This window comes from Pseudomonas sp. 9.2(2024), assembly GCF_039695385.1.
GTDB lineage: Bacteria > Pseudomonadota > Gammaproteobacteria > Pseudomonadales > Pseudomonadaceae > Aquipseudomonas > Aquipseudomonas paraglycinae.
Genome location: NZ_CP155585.1, coordinates 5,005,158 through 5,021,900 on the forward strand (window position 1 = coordinate 5,005,158; position 16,743 = coordinate 5,021,900).

The following is a 16,743-nucleotide window of genomic DNA, read 5'->3' on the forward strand; positions in this document are numbered from 1 at the left end:
GTCGCTGAATGTCCGGTCGTCCGGTGGCGCGATCCTAGCAAGGTGCCTTATGCGTTAAAAATACTTAAAAAGAATTTTTATATTCCATTAGTGAATTACAAGAAGCCGCTAACGCAAGCGGCCATAACCCAGTTCTTCGGCCTCGCGCTGGTAATCCAGCAAGACGAGGTAATCGCTTTCGCTGGCGGGCAATACTTCGGGCAAACCGAGGGTGCGGGCCACATCGGGCAGGTCTTGAAGACTGCGGTTCATGGCCCGGCGCAGGTGTTCGATCTGTCCGTCAGTCGTGCTGGCCGAAGTGATGAAGGGCAATGTCGGACTGAACGCGCTGCGCGCTACCACTCGCAATCCGCTGACCTCTTCGGCGGCGTACTGCGCCAGGTACGCAAAGGTCACGCTGTCGATGGCCGCCAGATCGGCACGGTCTTCGCGCAACCAAAGCAGGCTTTCGCGGTGACCGCCACTGATGCCGACCGAGGCGAAAAACTGGCCGTCCCGGTGCAACGGCGCCAGACGCTGACGCAACAGGTTCATGCCGCTGTTGGAGTCTTCGCTGTTGATCACCCCGCGACTGTCGAAGAACTCCGCCAGGCTGCGGCGTGGATCATCGGCGCGGGCGAGGATCAGGCTGCAATGATTGCCGGCGCTGGCGTCCGGCAATTCGTAGCGCGGACGGCCGACAATCCTGACCTGCCCACGCAGCGCGGTCATCAGCGGATAGCCGCAGGTCTGGGTCAGCAGCAACTCAGGCGAGCGCCAGAGTTCGAGCAACGACTGACCGTCGGCATCAAGCCGCGAACGGCCGAGGTGTTCGAGGATCCGCGCCAGCCACTGCTCGTTCGCCGCGCGGATCGGCTCGGGTGCGATGTACATCAATAGCTCTGCGTAACCTGACGTCATGGTCGCCTCAAATAAACGGATGCTGCGGGCTGTCGATCGGCTTGATGCCGTGCCGGCGCCACAGTTGCCCATAACCTTGCACCAGAAATCCGCCGCTGCGCGCCACCCATTGCTCCCGGCGCATGCGGTAGGCCTCGGGCAAGTCGTACCACGAAAGCTTCGGCAAATCGTGGTGCACCAGATGGAAATTCAGGTTCAGGAACAGCCAGCGCCACGGCCATCCGGCTTCGTTGAGCACCGTGCGCTGCTCCGGTTGCGTGTGCGGCCGGTGTTCATAGTAGGAACGAACCATCGCAGTCGACAGCGCCGGCACGCTGATCAAAAACAGGTAATGCCAGATCGGCAACACACTGTAGCGGGCGATGAAAAACAGCATCAGTACGGTCAGGGCACCGTGGGTCAGCCACATCAGCCAGGCCTGGCGTTCACGGTTTTTCAGGCGTTGCAGTTCTTCGCCGGCCAGCGCCAGCAACGCCAGCGGCGCGCCAAGAATGAAGCGGCCCAATACGGTTTTGTTCAGCCAGTGCAGGCTGCGTTCGAACAGCGAACTGCCCTGCCAGCGTTCGGCGCTCAGATAACGGCTTTCGGGATCGACACCGGGGATCGTCAGGTCCTCATCGCGATGGTGCTGCAAATGGCTGTCGCGATAGAGCGTGTACGGATACCACACCGCGAATGGTGCATAGCCGAGGACTTTGTTGACGAAGGTCCAGCGCGTCGGATGTCCGTGGAGCAATTCGTGCTGAGCCGACAGCCACAACACCAGCAACGGAATCAGCAGCAGCGTGCTCCACCAGAGGCCAAGCCATTCGCTGCCCAGCACAATCGCAAACCAGCCGCCGTACACGCCGACCAGCAGCAGCCAGGTCGGCCACTCGGTGCGGGCGGTGAAGCGCTGGCGCAGGGTTTCGATTTGCTGACGATGCTGATCGTCAAAGTAATGGGCCATGGCGTTGCTCGGAAAAGGAGTCCATTCCTTCTGTGCAACGACAACGGAAATTCTTGCAGTTTATTTTTTCAGTCTGTTTTCAAGGACAAGACAGGAGCCCGGATCCGGGCTCCCGAACGGCGTGATCAATGGCCAAAGATGTCGACTTTCTTCGCCCTTTTCTCGTGGCGTTTTTCGATGGCGGTCTTGGCCGGTTTCTTCTTCGCGGCTTTCTTCGAATCCATACCTTTGGACATGATGCGTACTCCACTCAGAGGGGATGTGAGATCAGGTATACACCTATCCCGGCGGGCACGTTGTTTTATAATCCGCGGCTTTTGCACCGGCAGTTCGATTCATGACCGACATCCGTTACAGCCAGCTCGACGACCTGTCCTGGCCCTTGATGAACAAGTTCTACCGCCAGCATCAATCGTCGATGAAAGCGGTGCGCGAGGCGCAATTGTGGGTGGCGCGGCGGGAGGAAATCGTGGCGGCGCTGTGTCTGCGACCGGTGATCGGCGGGCATTGGCTGACCGGACTGTTTGTTGATCCGGCCTACCGTGAGCAAGGCATCGCCGCGCAGTTGATTGCCGAAGCAGTGAAGGGTGTCGAGGCGCCGGTATGGCTGTTCTGCCACCCGGACTTGCGCGGTTTCTACGAGCGACGCGCCTTCACCTTCGACCCCGCCCTGCCCCAGGCCATGGCCGAGCGCTTGAGCCGTTATGCGCGGAGCAAACCGATGATTGCCATGGAGCTGGCACCGCGCGTGGACTAGTCAGTCGTCGGCGTCGGGGTCGAGGTCCGGAAACATCACCTCGGTGAAACCGAACTTGCTGAAATCGGTAATGCGCGACGGGTACAGCCGCCCAATCAGGTGATCACACTCATGCTGCACCACCCGCGCATGGAATCCCGAAGCCACACGCACAATCGGCTCGCCCTTCGGATCGACGCCTTCGTAACGAATCTGCTGATAACGATCCACCGCGCCCCGCAGGCCAGGCACCGACAGGCAGCCCTCAAAACCCTCTTCCATCAACGGACTGAGCGGCGTGATCAGCGGGTTGATCAGGATCGTCTGCGGCACCGCTTCGGCGTCCGGGTAACGCTCGCTGTGCTCGAAACCGAAGATCACCAGTTGCAGGTCGACACCGATCTGCGGCGCGGCCAGGCCGACCCCGCCCACGCTTTCCATGGTCTGGAACATGTCGTCGATCAGTTGCCATAGTTCCGGGCTGTCGAGCATTTCGGCGGGCACTGGCGGGGCGATGCGCAGCAGGCGTTCGTCGCCCATCTTCAGGATTTCACGGATCATGATCAGGCTTCGTCAGTGTTCGGCTTGAGCGAGTGATCGCGCCCGAGGCCGGAAACGTGTTGTTTGGGATGTTCATCGAGTTCGCCGGGGACTTTCTCGCCCGAATCCTTGCCCTCGCTGGACATATGTTCGATTACCGCATTCATCTCCGCGCCGAGCAGCAACACGGCGGCGGAAATGTAGAAATACAGCAACAGCACGATGATCGCACCGATGCTGCCATACATGGCGTTGTAGTTGGCGAATGTCTTGACGTAGAACGCGAACCCCAGGGACGCGATGATCCACACCACCACCGCCAGCACCGAACCCGGGGTGATGAAGCGAAACTCCTGTTTGACGTCTGGCATCACGTAGTAGATCAGCGCCACGGCCACCATCATCAGGATCACGATCACCGGCCAGCGGGCGATCGTCCACAAGGTGACGATGACTTCTTCCAGCCCGACCTGCGCGGCGATCCAGCCCATCACCTGCGGACCGAGCACCATCAGCGCCGCGGCCACCAGCAACATGCCAGCGATGCCGACGGTGTAGATGATCGACAGCGGGAAGCGCTTCCACAGGGGCCGGCCCTCGACTACGTCGTAGGCGGCGTTCATCGCGCTCATCATCAGGCGCACGCCGGCAGACGCGGTGTACAGGGCGATGACGATACCCACCGAAAGCAGGCCGCCCTTGGATTGCTGCAGTTGATCGATCACCGGATTGACCTGCTCCAGCGCCTGGGGCGGCAACACCAGCTCCGATTGCAGGCGGAGCCAGGAGAAGAAGTCCGGCAGGTGCAGGAAGCCGATCAGGGCAATCAGGAACAGAATGAACGGGAACAGCGAGAACAGCATCTGGTAGGCCAGTGCCGAGGCATAGGTCGACATCTCGTCGTCGACGAATTCAGTGACCGTGCGCACCATCACCCGGTGCAGGGGCAGACCTTTCATGTCCGGAAAAATCATTCGCGTCTCCTTTCGCCGCAAAACAGGTTGAAGTCGTGGCGACTCAGGGGCCGTTTTTCTCTCATCAAAGTAGCTTACTTGGCGACTTTGAAACACTGTGATCCGTGACCGCATATGAACGGGACACGAAAACGGCCATCCTTGGATGGCCGCTTCGTTGTTTCGTTCAAGGCTCTATCAAGCCTTGTCGACGCCTTTCTTGACCGCGTCCTTGGCTTTGCCCACCGCTTGCTGGGCCTCGCCTTTCTTCTCTTGCACTTTACCTTCGGCCTGCAGTTTGGTGTTGTCGGTGGCTTTGCCGACACCTTGCTTGACGTTGCCGACCGCTTCGTTGGCCATGCCTTTCACTTTATCGCTCGTGCTACCCATGGTGATTCTCCTTGGAACATTAACGGGGAAAGTCAGTACGTAATGATTGACTGGCCCGGTTTGCGCCAAGTTTCATTTATTTTCAGGGCTTCATTTCGTCGCGGCGTGCAGGTTGGGCTTTATGTTTGCGAGCGTACCCCCGAGAATGCCCACCATAAGGGCGCCATGCGCCACAGAACCGATCCCGCAGGAATGTTATGAAACTCGATAAAAAGCAGGCCATCGCCCGTCGCAACCAGGAACTGGGCGGTGCCGTGCTCGGCACCAACAACTGCCACTTCGCCGAACTGAACCGCAACCGCAACATCTGGTGGTTCGACTTGCCGGTGTCGCGCCTGGCCATCGGTCAGTACGAGTGGATTCACCTGTTGATGCACACCCCGGCCACCGACGAACTGCTGCACCTGAAAGTGCCGACCGTGTTTCTGCGCGAAAAGCTCGAAGGCCTGGTGATCCGCAACGAAGGCAAGCGCAAGGCGGCCCTGAGCCTGGAACTGAGCGCCGACAAGGACTCGTACCTGCAGGACATGCGCCCGGCGGGCACCAATGTGAACTTCGCGCCGTTCCGCCAGTAAGATTTCGGGGGCCCCTCCCCCCTCACCCTAGCCCTCTCCCAGAGGGAGAGGGGACCGACCGAGGTGATTGGACAAGGTACGTCGACCTGAGATATCGAGCCGAACTCGGGTTTTGAACAGCCCCCCCGATCGGCTCCCTCTCCCTCGGGAGAGGGCTGGGGTGAGGGGCAGGTTCACCGCATAATCCAGGCCCTGCTCTGCACCAACAAAAAGCCCCGCATCTGCGGGGCTTTTTGTTTTATGCGGCGCTCTTCGCCTTGATCTTCTTCAGCTCTTCGTCGCGCAACTCGCGACGCAGGATTTTGCCGACGTTGGTGGTCGGCAGCGCATCGCGGAATTCAACGGAACGCGGCACCTTGTAGCCGGTGACATTGGCGCGCATGTGCTCCATCACCTGTTCCTTGGTCAGCGTGACACCCGGTTTGGCGACGATGAAGATCTTGATCGCCTCGCCGGATTTCTCGTCCGGAACGCCGATGGCTGCGCACTGCAACACGCCCGGCAGGGCCGCCAGCACGTCTTCCAGTTCGTTCGGATACACGTTGAAACCGGACACCAGAATCATGTCTTTCTTGCGATCGACGATGCGCATGTAGCCGTCCGGCTGGATCAGCGCGATGTCACCGGTTTTCAGCCAGCCTTCGCTGTCGAGCATTTCATCGGTGGCTTCCTGACGCTGCCAGTAACCCTTCATCACTTGCGGGCCCTTGACGCACAGCTCGCCGATTTCGCCCAGCGGCTGCTCGACACCGGCATCGTCGATGACTTTGCACAGGGTCGACGGCACCGGAATGCCGATGGTGCCGATCTGGATGTTCTGGATCGGGTTGACCGTGGCCACCGGGCTGGTTTCGGTCATGCCGTAACCTTCGCAGATCGGGCAACCGGTGACCGCTTTCCAGCGCTCGGCCGCGGCCAGTTGCAGGGCCATGCCGCCGGACAGGGTGACTTTCAGCGCCGAGAAATCCAGCTTGCGGAAACCTTCGTTGTTGCACAGGGCCACGAACAGCGTGTTGAGGCCGACGAAACCGCTGAACTTCCACTTCGACAGCTCCTTGACCATCGCCGGCAGGTCGCGCGGGTTGCTGATCAGGATGTTGTGGTTGCCGATCAGCATCATCGCCATGCAATGAAAGGTAAACGCATAGATGTGGTACAGCGGCAGCGGCGTGATCAGGATCTCGCAACCTTCATTGAGGTTGGAGCCCATCAGCGCCTTGCACTGCAGCATGTTGGCGACGAGGTTGCGATGGGTGAGCATCGCGCCCTTGGCCACGCCGGTGGTGCCGCCGGTGTATTGCAGCACCGCGACATCGCCGCTGTCCGGGTTGGCTTCGGCGACCGGCTGACCCTGGCCCTTGCTCAGCACGTCGTTGAACTTGACGGCTTTTGGCAGGTGATAGGCCGGAACCATTTTCTTCACGTACTTGATGACGCTGTTGATCAGCAGGCGCTTGATCGGCGGCAGCAGGTCGGCGACTTCGGTGACGATGACGTGTTTGACGCCGGTTTTCGGCACCACGGCTTCGGCCAGGTGCGCCATGTTCGCCAGGCACACCAGCGCCTTGGCACCGGAGTCGTTGAATTGGTGTTCCATTTCCCGCGCGGTATACAGCGGGTTGGTGTTGACCACGATCAGCCCGGCACGGATGGCACCGAAGACGGCGACCGGGTACTGCAACACGTTGGGCAGTTGCACGGCGATTCGATCACCGGGCTGCAAATCGGTATGCTGTTGCAGATAAGCGGCAAACGCACCGGACAACTCGTACAGTTCACCGTAGGTGATGGTCTTGCCCAGGTTGCTGAACGCCGGTTTGTCGGCGAAGCGTTGGCAGGATTGCTTCAACACTGCCTGAATATTCGGGTACTCGTCTGGATTGATGTCGGCAGCAATTCCAGCGGGGTACTTATCCTTCCAAAAGTCTTCGATCATGGAAGCCCACTCCTCAGCAACGCGAATTCAGCACCGCATTTGATGCGATTATTATTGGTGTTTGTTTATTGGTGAGTCTGGCTTTTTACAAGGCCGAGAAGTCACAAAGCGCGCCGAGAGTAGCAGCTTTGCCAAGGGTCGACTAGAGCCAAAAGCGGCCCCTACAGTCATTTTAATGACTCAAGAACTACTGGCAGTCATTTTAGAGCAAAAATCCTATAACACCTTGAAAGTCCCGGTTTTCGGGGACAACGTCGCGGATAGAAAGCAAAAGTCGCAGCCTCCCGCAGCTTGAGGTAGCCGCCAGAGACTGCGATCTTTCGTACTCAACGGGTACGCATCACCGATCAGGCGATATCGCGTAACTCTCTGCGCAGAATTTTCCCGACAGGCGTCATCGGCAACGACTCACGCAGCACGATGTGTTTCGGCACCTTGTACGCCGTGAAATTCTCTTTGCAGTAGGCCTTCAGCTCTTCCAGGCTCACCCCGGTTTCCCGCGCCACCACAAACAGCTTCACCGCCTCACCGGAACGCTCATCCGGCACGCCGATCACTGCGCAGTTGGCGACTTTCGGGTGAGCCATCACCACGTCTTCGATTTCGTTCGGGTACACGTTGAAACCCGAGACGATGATCATGTCCTTCTTGCGGTCGACAATGCGCACGAAACCGTCCGGGTCGATTACCGCGATGTCGCCGGACTTGAACCAGCCCTCGGCATCCAGCACTTCGGCGGTGGCTTCAGGTTTCTGCCAATAACCCTTCATGATCTGCGGGCCCTTGATGCACAACTCGCCGCGCTCGCCTAAAGGCTGCTCGACGCCATCGTCATCGATGACTTTCAAGCGGGTGCCCGGCACCGGCAGGCCGACCGTGCCGATCCGCGACAGCTCGCCGTACGGGTTGGTGCAGGCCACCGGCGAGGTCTCAGTCAGACCGTAGCCTTCGGTGATCCGGCAACCGGTGATCTGCTCCCAGCGCTCGGCGGTGGCCTTGACCAGCGCGGTGCCGCCGGAGTTGGTGAGCTTGAGGGTGGAGAAGTCCAGGGTCTTGAAGTCCGGGTGATCCATCAACGCGACGAACAGGGTGTTGAGCCCCAGCAGCGCCGAGAACTTCCAGTTCTTCAGCTCCTTGATGAAGCCGCCGATGTCGCGCGGGTTGGTGATCAGCACGTTGTGGTTGCCCGACACCATCATGCACATGCAATTCGCGGTGAACGCATAGATGTGGTACAGCGGCAGCGGCGCAATCATCACCTCCTGCCCTTCACGCAACAGCGGCTGGCCGTCGCTGCCGAACTGACCAAGGCAGGCGCGCACCTGCTGCATGTTCGCCACCAGATTGCCGTGGGTGAGCATCGCGCCCTTGGCCAGGCCGGTGGTGCCGCCGGTGTATTGCAGAACGGCGATGTCATCCAGGCCGACCTTCAACGGCTTGATGCCCAGGCCCCGGCCCATGCGCAACGCGCTCTTGAAGGAAATCGCCTGGGGCAGCGAATACGCCGGGACCATTTTCTTCACTTTGCTGACCACGGTGTTGACCAGCCAGCCCTTGGCGGTGGGCATCAGGTCACCCATCTTCGCTTCGATCAGGAACTGAATGTCGGTGTCCGGCAGCACTTCCTGAACCTTCTGACCGAACATGTTCAGGTACACCAGCGCCCGGGCACCGGAGTCCTTGAACTGGTGACGCATCTCCCGCGCGGTGTACAGCGGGTTGGTGTTGACGACGATCAGCCCGGCACGCAAGGCGCCGAACACGGCAATCGGATAATGCAGGACGTTGGGCATCTGCACCGCAATGCGATCCCCCGGCGCCAGGTCGGTGTGGGCTTGCAGATAACCGGCGAACGCGGCGCTCTGGCGCTCCAGCTCGGCATAGGTCAGGGTCACACCCATGTTGCTGAACGCCGGGCGATCAGCGAATTTCTTGCAGGAACGCTCGAACACCTCGATCACCGACTTGAATTCACCCGCGTCGATGTCCAGGGGTACGCCCGCCGGGCGTTTGTCATTCCAGAAATCAGGTTGCATTGTTCTTGTCCTCTTTACCTGAGCCGATCCGGGGCCGCTTCGCTGTCATTTCTTTCTGTCCCTGAAAAAGTCGAGAGCAAAAAGCGGGGCTTCACGGACACTAGCAGCTATGGTCAATCAGGCAAATATGGGCAAGGTCGTCATTGATCGTGTGAATCTTCCTGCCGTGGCGTGAGCTGATCGGACGCGCTATACAATGCAACCTCTGCACGACGCTTGAGCAAAAACAGGCCGCAAAAGGAATCGCCATGATCCACGACACCTTCTGGCTGGACGCGAGTGACCGCAGCCGCCTCTTCGTCAACCTGTGGCTGCCGAACGCGCCACTGAAGGCGGTGATTCTGCTGGCTCACGGCATGGCAGAACACAGTGCCCGCTATGCAAGGCTGGCAGAAGCATTCTGTGCTGAAGGCTACGGCGTGTACGCGCCCGACCAGCGCGGCCATGGCAAAACCGCCGATCATGGGACGCTGGGGCATTTCGCCGATGACGATGGCTGGTGCAAGGTGGTCGGTGATCTCGCGAGCCTCAACCAGTTCCTCGGCCAGCGTCATCCAGGCGTGCCGATCGTGCTGCTCGGGCACAGCATGGGCAGTTACATCGCTCAGGCTTATTTACTGCATCACAGCGCCAGCCTGCATGGCGCGATTCTCAGTGGCTCGAATTTCCAGCCGGTTGCGCTGTATCGCGCGGCCCGGCAGATCGCCCGGTTTGAAAAGCTGCGCCAGGGCGCCAAGGGTCGCAGCGCGCTGATCGAATGGCTGTCGTTCGGCTCGTTCAACAATAAATTCAAACCGGCGCGCACCGCGTTTGACTGGCTGAGTCGCGACCCGGCCGAGGTCGACAAGTACGCCACCGACCCGCTGTGTGGCTTTCGCTGCACAAATCAACTATGGATCGACTTGCTCGGCGGGTTGCAGCAAATCAGCAAAGCGTCCAATCTCGCCCAGATCGATCCGGGCCTGCCGCTGCTGGTGATCGGCGGCGAATGTGATCCGGTGAGCGAAGGCAAGCGTCTGACTGATCTGGCCAACGCCTTGCGCGCGGCCGGCAGCCAGAACCTGCAACTCAAGATCTACCCGCAGGCGCGGCACGAATTGTTCAACGAGAGCAACCGCGACGAAGTGACCGCCGATGTGCTGGTCTGGATCGACCAGGCCCTGAGCCATCGCCGGCCGCACCGCAGCGAATAATTTTTTGTGGATTCATTTCATCCGTCACAGGAATTCAGACCCATGACCCAGGTTACCAATATCCCTTACGACGCCCTCGAAGTGGGCCAGACCGCGAGCTACAGCAAGACTGTCGAGGAACGCGACATTCAGCTGTTCGCCGCGATGTCCGGCGACCACAACCCGGTGCACCTGGACGCCGAGTTCGCCGCCGCCAGCATGTTCAAGGAACGCATCGCCCACGGCATGTTCAGCGGCGCGCTGATCAGTGCGGCAGTGGCTTGCGAGCTGCCAGGACCGGGCACCATTTATATCGGCCAGCAGATGAGCTTCCAGAAGCCGGTGAAGATCGGCGACACCCTGACCGTGCGCCTGGAAATCCTCGAGAAACTGCCGAAGTTCCGCGTGCGCATCGCCACTCGCGTATTCAACCAGCGCGATGAGCTGGTAGTAGATGGCGAGGCCGAAATTCTGGCGCCGCGCAAGCAGCAGACTGTTACCCTGCCGACGTTGCCGGCCATCAGCATCGGCTGATCGTCCTCGGTTAAATCCGGACACAAAAAAACGCCAGACCAGCTGGCGTTTTTTGTGGGCTTCGAACGCTTACGAGCGTGCGCGAGCCTGGTTACGCAGCGCCTTCACCTGATCGTGATTGCGTTGCACGCCGTGGTACTGGCGTTCGACCAGATCACGAATGCCGACCAGGTTGTGCTTGTTGATCTTCTCGATCGCTTCACGATAAGCCTTCAGGGCGTGGTCTTCACCGCGCTCGGCTTCGTTGAGCACCGCTTCTTCATCTTTGCCGGTGAACATCGCTTTGACGTCGACCCAGCGACGGTGCAAATCACCGCTGACACTGGTCGAGGTTTCCGGATCGCCACCCATCGAACGCACCGCGGCTTGCAGCTCGGCCGCAGCCGTTGCGCAATCGGCGGAGCGTTTCACGAACAGGGTTTTCAACTCTGGGTGCTTGATGTCTTCAGCGCAGGTCTTGAAGCCTTCCTGACCGTCCTTGCTGGTTTCGATCAGGTCGTTGAGGACGGAGATGGCTTCTTTATTCATGTCAGTCATTTTTCAATTCCTTGCGTGGGTGAAAGATGCAAGGAGTATTGCAGTGGTCATGCCAGCTTTTCGAAAAGAAATTAATCGTTAATTTTCAATAACTTATAAATAAAACGAAAATCTGTATGCCTGTTATTTGCATGATCTGTCATTTGGCCTGCATGCAGAATGCCTGTATTTTCCGAAGTGTTTTCAAAGCCAGACGATTCCAACGATGAACCCTGAAAAGCTCGAACTGCTGATCACCCGCGAAATGCCCTTCGGCAAATACAAGGGCCGGATCATTGCCGACCTGCCGGGCCCCTACCTGAACTGGTTTGCCCGGGAAGGATTTCCCCATGGCGAACTGGGCGGGCTGTTGGCATTGATGCAGGAAATCGATCACAACGGCCTGTCGGAACTGCTCGAACCGCTGCGCGCCAAACACGGCAAACCTGCCCCACGCCACTAAGGCGTCACCCTGATCCGAGTCGAGTCGACCATGCCCGATAACACCCGCCGTGCCCGAGACGAAGCCTTCTGGCAAACCTTCGCCGACCGTTACGACCGCCACCCCGGCCCCGTGAATCTGGAGAATGGCTACTTCGGGCGCATGTCGCGCACGGTGGTCGAGGAGTACCAGCGCAACATCGAGCTGATCAACAACAGCAACTCGATCTACGTGCGACAGCGTTTCGAGCAGCACGACAGCCTCGACATCCGCGCGCAACTGGCCGAGCTGATCGGCGTCCGCGCGCAAAGCGTGGCGTTCACCCACAACGCCACTGCCGGCCTGCAATCGCTGATCCGCAACTACAACCGTCTGCAGCCTGGCGACCAGGTGCTGATCTGCGATCTGGAGTACGACACGGTCAAGGGCGCCATGCGCTGGCTGGCAAAGCATCGCGGGGTCGAGGTGATCGAGATCGAGCACGCCCACCCCGCCACCTTCGACAGCCTGCTGGCGACTTACCGCGAAGCCTTCATCCGCTATCCGAAGCTCAAGCTGATGGCGCTGACCCACGTCACCCACCGCACCGGGCTGGTGATGCCGGTGCAGGCCATTGCCGCGCTGGCCAAGGAATACGGCGTCGACATCATCCTCGATGGTGCCCATGCCCTTGGTCAGATCGAGTTCGACCTGGAAGCGCTGGGCATCGCCTTCGCCGGGTACAACCTGCACAAGTGGATCGGCTCGCCGCTGACCCTCGGCTTTATCTACATCGCTCCACAGCGCCTGGCCCACATCGATCCGGACATGGGCGAGATGCATTTTTCGGCTGGCGACATCCGTTCGCGCACGCCTTACAGCACGCCGAACATTCCGGCGCTGATGACCTTGCCACTGGTGTTCGAGGAACACCGCGCACTCGGTGGCGCGGCCGCCAAAGGCGCGCGGGTGAATTACCTGCGCAACCTGTGGGTCAGCGCCGTGCGCAATCTGCCGGGCATCGAAGTCACGACCCCGGACGATCCGCGCCTGTACTGCGGCATCACCTCTCTGCGCTTTACCCGTCATGCCGACCAGCAGGCGATGGTCGAACGCCTGCTCAACGACTACGACCTGTTCACTGTCGTGCGCAACGGCGCAGCCTGCGGGCCGTGCATCCGTGTCACGCCGTCGCTGACCACCACGGCGGCGGAGATTCAGTCGCTGATTCAGGCGCTGAACGAACTGCGTTAAACCGTGTACTTGTCGAAGTCCTCGGGCTTGATCTGCGACGACACCGCAAAGGTGTCGATGCCGATCGTGAGGTGGCCAAAGTAACCGTCCTCGTGTGAATCGCGGCTGATCGGCCACACCGTCAGGGTCGACTCTTCACCGCCCATGTTGGCGTAATAGGCATCGTCGGTGTTGCACACCGGCAGCGAGCTGCGCCCGCGATAGGCCTTGGCATTGAGCACGCCACGGGAAACCATCTCCGGAAAATAAAGCTGCCCGACCCAGGCCACGTTGCGCTCCTCGAGGTACTCATTGCCGGCAACGATGCGTACCGCCACGTGAATGTGCAGCGCTCGCCCGGCATAGAAACCCGGATAGATCGTGGTGAAGCGCACCCTGCCCTTGTGGTCGCTGAACTGGCCGCCGCGCAGATAGGTGTCGTCGTCGGTTCGCGGGATCGAGCCAATGTCCTCGACGTCGACTTCCAGATCCGGGTTCACCCGACTCCAGCCGGAATACGCGCCGCGTGCGTTGCAGTGCCAGATATCCACCAGCGCACCGCTGACCGGCTCGGCGGTCATGGCATCGACGATGGTCAGGCGCAGCAACAGCGGCAGGCCTTCGGCGCCTTCACTGATGTTGCGGCGCAGCAGTTTGGGATTGCGGAAATACGGCCCGGCGACTTGCTCGGGGGCCAGTTGATAAACCGATGGAGCTGAAGGCTGGTTATCCATGACGCGTTCTCTCTTCCTTAAGATGAACGCAGGTTAACGTCACACGCGAAGCCAAGTGCGGTAACTATGTATCTCCAAATAACGTATCGCGAGATAACGAAGTTTTTTACGGGCAAAAAAAAACGGTGCACCGACCAAGCGCACCGTAAAGCCGTAGAACACACAACGAAGTGTCGGGTGAAGCGATCAGTCCAGCAGCGCCAAAGCCTCAGCGGTGCATTCCTGAATACGGGCCCAGTCGCCGTTCTTGATCCACTCAGGATCGAGCATCCAGCTACCGCCCACGCACATGACGTTTTTCAGCGCCATGTAGCTCTTGATGTTGGCCGGGCCGACGCCGCCAGTCGGGCAGAATTTCACTTCGCCGAACGGGCCGCCGAGTGCCTTGATTGCAGCCACGCCGCCGCTGACTTCAGCCGGGAACAGCTTGAAGCGGCGATAACCCAGGCCATAGCCTTCCATGATGCCGGAGGCATTGCTGATGCCCGGCAGCAGCGGGATCGGGCTCTCGACGCTGGCTTCCAGCAGGTCACGGGTGATGCCCGGAGTGACGATGAATTGCGAACCGGCGGCTTCGGCCGCAGCCAGCATGTTGCGGTCGAGCACGGTGCCGGCACCGGTCACCAGTTCCGGGCGCTGTTCGCGCAGGATCTGGATCGCCTTGAGGCCGAACTGCGAACGCAGGGTCACTTCCAGCGCGGTCAGACCAGCGGCGGCCAGTGCGTCGGCCAGCGGCAGCACGTCCTGTTCACGGGCGATGGTAATCACCGGCAGGATCCGCGCCTTGGCGCAGAGGCTGTCGATCAGGGCAACTTTGTCCGCCATGGAAACGGTCGGGGATGGGGTTTTCATAGCGGCTGTTCCTTGGCTCATGGGCACCAGTAAATCTCTAACGTAGGTTGCAGAAACGCGCGAACCGGCATGGCGGCGACGTCGTTGGATGCCAGTGCGGCATTCAGGGTGGTCAGTTTCGACTGACCGGAAATCGACAGAATCTTGTGCCGGGCCGAGGCCAGCAGTGCGCGGCTCATGGTCAGGCGCTGACGCGGCACGCTTGGTGCGAGCATCGGCCAGCAGCGACGGGTGCCGTCGACTTGCAGGGCTTCGGCCAGGTTCGGGCTGTCCGGGAACAGCGACGCGGTGTGACCGTCATCGCCCATGCCCAGAACCAGCACGTCGATCGGCGGCAACTCGGCGAGCAAACGATCGGCCTGCTCCGCAGCCTGCTCGACGTTGGCCGCCGCGCTGTAGAGGCTGAGGAACTGCGCCTTGGCCGCCGGGCCCTTGAGCAGATACTGCTTGAGCAGACCGGCATTGCTGTCAGCGTGTTCGACCGGTACCCAGCGTTCGTCGGCCAGGGTCACGACGACCTTCGACCAGTCCAGTTCCTGCTTGGCCAGGTGCTGGAAAAACGCCACCGGACTACGGCCGCCAGACACCACCAGCACGGCGTTGCCACGTGCCGCCAGCGCTTCGCTCAATTGCTTGGCGACATTCAGCGCCAGGCCTTCGGCGAGCAGCACCGGGCTCTTGAATTCGCGGGCATTCACGCCCTCGGGCAGTTTCACATCAGATATCGCCATACCACGACCTCCCGTCCCGCGTGATCAATGCAATGGAGCTCATCGGCCCCCACGACCCGGCCGCATACGGCTTGGGCGCGTCACCGGATTTTTTCCACCCGGCGATCAACTGGTCACACCATTTCCACGCGGCTTCGATTTCATCTTTACGGACAAACAGGTTCTGATTGCCGTTCATCACTTCCAGCAACAACCGCTCGTAGGCATCGGGGATCCGAGCGCTGCGCCAGGTGTCGGAAAAATTCAGTTGCAGCGGGCCGCTGCGCAGTTGCATGCCCTTGTCCAGGCCTTGCTCTTTGGTCATCACGCGCAAGGAAATACCTTCGTCCGGTTGCAGGCGGATGATCAGTTTGTTGCTGATCTGCAGGCGCTGCTCGGGGGCGAAGATGTAGTGCGACGGTTCCTTGAAGTGGATGACGATCTGCGACAGTTTTTGCGGCATGCGCTTGCCGGTACGCAGGTAGAACGGCACGCCGGCCCAGCGCCAGTTGCGGATGTCGGCACGCAGGGCAACGAAGGTTTCGGTATCGCTCTGGGCGTTGGAATTCGGCTCTTCAAGGTAGCCCGGCACGGACTTGCCTTCGCTGTGCCCGGCGATGTACTGGCCGCGCACCACTTGCGTGGTCAGGCCTTCCGGACTGATCGGCGCCAGGGCTTTGAGCACTTTCACTTTTTCATCACGGATGCTGTCGGCGGACAGGTCGGCCGGCGGGTCCATGGCGATCAGGCAGAGCAGTTGCAGCAGGTGGTTCTGGATCATGTCCCGCAGCTGACCGGCCTTGTCGAAGTAACCCCAGCGGCCTTCGATGCCGACCTTCTCGGCCACGGTGATTTCCACGTGGGAGATGTAGTTCTGGTTCCACTGGGTTTCGAACAGGCTGTTGGCGAAACGCAGGGCGATCAGGTTCTGAACGGTTTCTTTGCCCAGGTAGTGGTCGATGCGGTAGGTGCGGTTCTCCGGGAAGAACTGCGCCACGGCGTCGTTGACCTTGCGCGAGGATTCCAGGTCGGAACCGATCGGCTTTTCCAGCACCACGCGGGTGTTTTCCGCCAGACCGACGTTCGCCAGGTTCTCGCAGATCGCGCCGTACACCGCCGCCGGGGTGGCGAAGTAGGCAATCATGCGTTGCGTGCTGCCGGCCAGTTCGGCCAGCGCCACATAATCTTCAGCCTTGAGGAAGTCGACGTGCAGGTAGGTCAGACGCGCCAGAAAGCGCTCGGCCACGGCCTCGTCCAGTTCCTTGCCCACGTAACGGCGCAACTCGGCGGCGATGAACGCCAGGTGCTGCTGCTCGGTGCCCGCCTCACGGGCCAGTGCGATAATGCGCGTGTCCTCGTGCAGCAGGCCGGCGCCATCAAGGTGATAAAGGGCAGGAAACAGCTTGCGCAGGGCCAGATCGCCCAAGGCGCCGAACAAGGCGAAGGTGCACGGTTCAACCGTAATCGAAGGCATGATGTTTGTTCTTTTATCAAGTTAAGCTACAAATACCTTTTTTCAAGGCATCACTCAAGGGAAAATGTAGTAATAACCACAA

At 60.1% G+C, this 16,743-nt stretch carries 18 protein-coding genes; 6 read left to right on the plus strand and 12 right to left on the minus strand.

From position 1 onward, the window contains the following. Window positions 1–108 precede the first annotated feature (108 nt). Window positions 109–900: a PhnD/SsuA/transferrin family substrate-binding protein gene (locus tag ABFB52_RS22530; RefSeq protein ID WP_085745172.1), complete on the minus strand. Its 792-nt coding sequence runs from the start codon at window positions 898–900 to the stop codon at window positions 109–111. A gap of 7 nt (window positions 901–907) precedes the next feature. Next, complete coding sequence (locus tag ABFB52_RS22535) at window positions 908–1,849, minus strand: fatty acid desaturase (protein WP_129974145.1); 942 nt, start codon at window positions 1,847–1,849, stop codon at window positions 908–910. Window positions 1,850–2,186: 337 nt separating this feature from the next. Between ABFB52_RS22535 and ABFB52_RS22540 the strand changes: the two genes are divergently transcribed. Next, window positions 2,187–2,606 carry a GNAT family N-acetyltransferase gene (locus ABFB52_RS22540; RefSeq protein WP_129974146.1) on the plus strand — a complete coding sequence of 140 codons (420 nt, stop codon included), beginning with the start codon at window positions 2,187–2,189 and terminating at the stop codon, window positions 2,604–2,606. Here ABFB52_RS22540 and def read toward each other — a convergent pair whose 3' ends face one another. The 3 genes from def to ABFB52_RS22555 form a co-directional block, all read right to left on the minus strand. Beyond that, entirely contained in the window at window positions 2,607–3,146 is a 540-nt protein-coding gene (gene def, locus ABFB52_RS22545; protein ID WP_085745175.1) for a peptide deformylase, read from the minus strand. It lies immediately after the preceding gene. Between the two features lie 2 nt (window positions 3,147–3,148). After that, window positions 3,149–4,099: a YihY/virulence factor BrkB family protein gene (locus ABFB52_RS22550; protein ID WP_039766115.1), complete on the minus strand. Its 951-nt coding sequence runs from the start codon at window positions 4,097–4,099 to the stop codon at window positions 3,149–3,151. A gap of 177 nt (window positions 4,100–4,276) precedes the next feature. Then, the gene (locus ABFB52_RS22555; RefSeq protein WP_064598911.1) at window positions 4,277–4,468 is read right to left on the minus strand and encodes a CsbD family protein; all 192 of its coding nucleotides are present in this window, start codon (window positions 4,466–4,468) and stop codon (window positions 4,277–4,279) included. Window positions 4,469–4,665: 197 nt separating this feature from the next. Between ABFB52_RS22555 and ABFB52_RS22560 the strand changes: the two genes are divergently transcribed. Further along, window positions 4,666–5,043, plus strand: coding sequence for a hypothetical protein (locus ABFB52_RS22560; RefSeq protein ID WP_007951149.1), 378 nt, complete (start codon window positions 4,666–4,668; stop codon window positions 5,041–5,043). Between the two features lie 238 nt (window positions 5,044–5,281). Here ABFB52_RS22560 and fadD1 read toward each other — a convergent pair whose 3' ends face one another. After that, window positions 5,282–6,979: a long-chain-fatty-acid--CoA ligase FadD1 gene (gene fadD1 / locus ABFB52_RS22565; RefSeq protein WP_064598913.1), complete on the minus strand. Its 1,698-nt coding sequence runs from the start codon at window positions 6,977–6,979 to the stop codon at window positions 5,282–5,284. 347 nt (window positions 6,980–7,326) lie between these two features. Continuing rightward, window positions 7,327–9,015, minus strand: coding sequence for a long-chain-fatty-acid--CoA ligase FadD2 (gene fadD2 / locus ABFB52_RS22570; protein WP_129974147.1), 1,689 nt, complete (start codon window positions 9,013–9,015; stop codon window positions 7,327–7,329). A gap of 248 nt (window positions 9,016–9,263) precedes the next feature. Here fadD2 and ABFB52_RS22575 point away from each other — a divergent pair, with 248 nt between their 5' ends. Beyond that, a complete protein-coding gene (locus ABFB52_RS22575) occupies window positions 9,264–10,208 on the plus strand; it encodes an alpha/beta hydrolase (RefSeq protein ID WP_102717279.1) in 945 nt (314 codons plus the stop codon). A gap of 42 nt (window positions 10,209–10,250) precedes the next feature. Further along, window positions 10,251–10,721 (plus strand): MaoC family dehydratase, encoded by a 471-nt coding sequence (locus ABFB52_RS22580; protein ID WP_129974148.1) that lies wholly within the window; start codon window positions 10,251–10,253, stop codon window positions 10,719–10,721. A gap of 69 nt (window positions 10,722–10,790) precedes the next feature. Here ABFB52_RS22580 and ABFB52_RS22585 read toward each other — a convergent pair whose 3' ends face one another. Further along, entirely contained in the window at window positions 10,791–11,258 is a 468-nt protein-coding gene (locus ABFB52_RS22585; RefSeq protein ID WP_007951153.1) for a PA2169 family four-helix-bundle protein, read from the minus strand. A 205-nt stretch (window positions 11,259–11,463) separates the two neighbouring features. Here ABFB52_RS22585 and ABFB52_RS22590 point away from each other — a divergent pair, with 205 nt between their 5' ends. After that, on the plus strand, window positions 11,464–11,700 hold the full coding sequence (locus ABFB52_RS22590; protein WP_003213031.1) for a DUF3820 family protein: 237 nt from the start codon (window positions 11,464–11,466) through the stop codon (window positions 11,698–11,700). A gap of 30 nt (window positions 11,701–11,730) precedes the next feature. Beyond that, window positions 11,731–12,912: an aminotransferase class V-fold PLP-dependent enzyme gene (locus ABFB52_RS22595; RefSeq protein WP_129974149.1), complete on the plus strand. Its 1,182-nt coding sequence runs from the start codon at window positions 11,731–11,733 to the stop codon at window positions 12,910–12,912. On the opposite strand, the gene ABFB52_RS22600 is transcribed toward ABFB52_RS22595, so the two are convergent. From ABFB52_RS22600 to zwf, 4 genes are all read right to left on the minus strand, one after another. Continuing rightward, the gene (locus ABFB52_RS22600) at window positions 12,909–13,625 is read right to left on the minus strand and encodes an intradiol ring-cleavage dioxygenase (protein ID WP_129974150.1); all 717 of its coding nucleotides are present in this window, start codon (window positions 13,623–13,625) and stop codon (window positions 12,909–12,911) included. The two genes, ABFB52_RS22595 and ABFB52_RS22600, sit on opposite strands and share 4 nt — an antisense overlap. Before the next feature lie 186 nt (window positions 13,626–13,811). After that, entirely contained in the window at window positions 13,812–14,477 is a 666-nt protein-coding gene (locus ABFB52_RS22605; protein WP_129974151.1) for a bifunctional 4-hydroxy-2-oxoglutarate aldolase/2-dehydro-3-deoxy-phosphogluconate aldolase, read from the minus strand. 17 nt (window positions 14,478–14,494) lie between these two features. Next, window positions 14,495–15,208 carry a 6-phosphogluconolactonase gene (pgl, locus tag ABFB52_RS22610; RefSeq protein ID WP_129974152.1) on the minus strand — a complete coding sequence of 238 codons (714 nt, stop codon included), beginning with the start codon at window positions 15,206–15,208 and terminating at the stop codon, window positions 14,495–14,497. Then, window positions 15,195–16,661 (minus strand): glucose-6-phosphate dehydrogenase, encoded by a 1,467-nt coding sequence (gene zwf, locus ABFB52_RS22615; RefSeq protein ID WP_011335604.1) that lies wholly within the window; start codon window positions 16,659–16,661, stop codon window positions 15,195–15,197. The genes pgl and zwf overlap by 14 nt, the downstream gene beginning before the upstream one ends. Window positions 16,662–16,743 lie beyond the last annotated feature (82 nt).